Raw genomic sequence first — 1089 nt, 5'->3', positions numbered from 1 at the left:
CGCGAATTCAAGTCCGAAGTGCACCACTCGCTAAATTAGGCTGCATTGCGTAATTCATTGAACACAACGACAGGCTGCTTGTAACCGAGACACTTCCTAGGTCTGGCGTTCAATGCTCGCTCAATATCTGCAATCTGCTTGTCGCTTACCGTGCGTAAATCCGTGCCTTTGCGGATATATTGACGTAGTAAGCCGTTGAAATTTTCGTTCAATCCTCGCTCCCATGATGAATATGGGTTGGCGAAGTAAATATCCGTTTTCAGCTTATCTGCGACCATCTCATGACCACAGAACTCTGCACCGTTATCGGCCGTAATCGTGCAGACATGGCGGCGGTAGCGCCATAACATGCCAACCATAGCTCGCCCCACGTCGGCCGCCGTTTTCGCTGGTACTTTGCGTATCAGATACAACTTACTTTTGCGTTCAACCAAGCTGACGATGGCACCTGTGCCGTTTTTGCCTAATACGGTATCAGCTTCCCAGTCCCCAAACCTTTCCTTCTTGTCCACAATCACTGGTCGGTGCTCAATGCCAACTCGATTTGGGATAATAACGCGCTTCGCCCGGCTGCCTTTGCGGTATTTACGGTGGCTGTGTCGCAATTGCTTATACAGTTTACCTCCGCGCAATTTGTCACGCTGTACAAACCCATAAATCCATTCATGGCTGATGGGGCTCTCAATGATTTTACTGACCCCCGCAATCTGCTCTGGACTCCATTTGTGACTTAACCCGAACTCGACGAGATATACAGCCACAGCGGATACGCGATATTTCGCCGCTAAGCACCTTCGTTTCAGTGCCTTGGCGTGAGCGACTTCGGGCAGGTAATGATTATGACGAAACGAGTTGCGCCTCACTTCACGGCTAATCGTACTGTGGCTAACGTTCAAGCGCTTGCCAATCTCCCTATAGCTAAAACCCTCGCGTAAGTAGGCTTCGATCTGGTATCGTTGCCCTTCGATCAACTGCTTGTAACTCATGGTGATACTCTTTTTGTTTGGCGACATTAGAATACCACCAACAGGCAGTTGATCGTCTGTCACCTCTTAACCATGAGTGGTGCACTTATTATCTGAATTCGGG

General features: G+C 49.2%; 1 protein-coding gene. It reads right to left on the bottom strand.

Features of this window, described 5'->3' with window-relative positions:
* Positions 1-35: 35 nt before the first annotated feature.
* Entirely contained in the window at positions 36-986 is a 951-nt protein-coding gene (locus MHM93_RS19340) for an IS30 family transposase (protein ID WP_239450233.1), read from the bottom strand.
* Positions 987-1089: the final 103 nt, after the last annotated feature.

Source organism: Pseudoalteromonas sp. MM17-2 (genome assembly GCF_022347945.1).
GTDB classification, from domain to species: Bacteria; Pseudomonadota; Gammaproteobacteria; order Enterobacterales; family Alteromonadaceae; genus Pseudoalteromonas; species Pseudoalteromonas ruthenica.
The sequence above is the reverse complement of the archived record's forward strand: the minus strand, read 5'-3'. Positions and strand labels throughout refer to the sequence as shown.